Raw genomic sequence first — 1557 nt, 5'->3', positions numbered from 1 at the left:
TAGAAGTCCGGTGAAAAAGTCAAATTGTGCTAGGAATTTCCTTGCTTTATGTCGAATATAGTCTATAGAACACTTATAAAAGGATGATCCGTTTATGCTTTCACCAAAGCAAAACCACATTCAACCCAACATGTTTCAATATATTGATATGGAGGACCTCGTTCCCAAGCACCATATCCTGAGAAGGGTGAAGGATGTTATCGACTTTTCAGCTGTTCACGATTGGGTGAAACCTCTCTACTCCGAAAAAACAGGCCGACCATCTACGAATGCTGAATTGGTCGTGCGGCTGGTTGTACTCGAGTATCTATTTAATCACTCAGAACGGGAATTGTTTGAAACGCTCCCCATGCATGCAGGCTACCTGTGGTTTTGCGGCCTGGATTTTGAGTCTTCTCTTCCCGACCGAACAACACTCGTTAAAACAAGAGCACTTTGGCGTCGCCACGGTATTTTTGATGATATCATGATGCATGTCGTTAATCAGTGCATTGCTTCCGGCCTCGTTCGCCCAGACGTTCATGCCGGTGTGGACGGCACACAAGTGCGTGCAAACGCGTCCATTCATAGTCTGGAAGAAATAGAGCTGGCCCCGGTTCAAACCATTGAAGGTTACCTGGAAGATAAAAAGCAAAGTGACGAGGCATCCTTGGCTCCATCAGACAATACGGACAGCGACGATGATGATCAAAATCCTCAGCCTTCGAAATCAAAGAACAATCATCAGACGGATCAGCTTCAGGAAAATGCCAGCCATGAGGACTTTCATGGCAAAACGTTTTCTAATCAAACCCACCGGAGTACGACAGACCCTGATGCCCGTTTGTACAAAAAGAGCAAAGGACAGGAAGCCTATCCGCGTTACCTTGTGCACGATCTGGTAGACGTTGAATCAGGGATTATTTTGAAAACTGACGCAAGCATTGCTTCTGGTACAGCTGAAAGAGAAATTAGCCAACAACAGCTAAACGCTGTTCGTTTTCAGCATCCGCAAATCCATATTCGGACGTTATCGGGTGACAAGGCCTATGGCACACCAGCATATTTGGTCTATTTATTTTCTCGAGGCATCATGCCTTTGATTTCGCTGCGAGACCATGAGTTAGAAGAAGTTCCGACTTGGCAAAGGAAAACCCACAACCCTGAACACCAAAGAAAACGTCAGGAAAAAATCGATCACGTCAAGGCCAAAAATCAAGCAAAACAAATTCAGATTGACGGCAAATATCAGGATATCCAGAACGAGCGTGTCCAATGTGAACATGAATTCGCCGAGGCCAAGATAGTTCACGGAATGGATCGGGCCAGAAGCAGAGGGCTGGACTGCATGCAGGAACAGGCACTCTGTACCGCCATCGTTCAAAATCTTAAGAAGTTAAGCCGATTCAAAGGCAAAAGGCCCGGGACCGGTGTTTCAGCATGCGCTGAAACGAAAAAACGGGATGAAAGAAACCACGACAACCACTTTATTTCCCTTATTTTTAAAGGAATCCAAGAAAAATCCTCGTCTTTGTCCGAATCTTTGATGGATAAAAAATATAGTTTTTCACCGGTCTT

At 45.1% G+C, this 1557-nt stretch carries 1 protein-coding gene; it reads left to right on the top strand.

Annotated features, from left to right (window positions below):
• Nucleotides 1-94: 94 nt before the first annotated feature.
• The coding region (locus E4U82_RS19515) for a transposase (RefSeq protein WP_135111907.1) at nucleotides 95-1557 on the top strand (1463 nt) is incomplete at its 3' end.

This window comes from Lentibacillus salicampi (genome assembly GCF_004565465.1).
GTDB classification, from domain to species: domain Bacteria; phylum Bacillota; class Bacilli; order Bacillales; family Amphibacillaceae; genus Lentibacillus; species Lentibacillus salicampi.
This window is presented reverse-complemented; position numbering and strand designations above follow the sequence as displayed.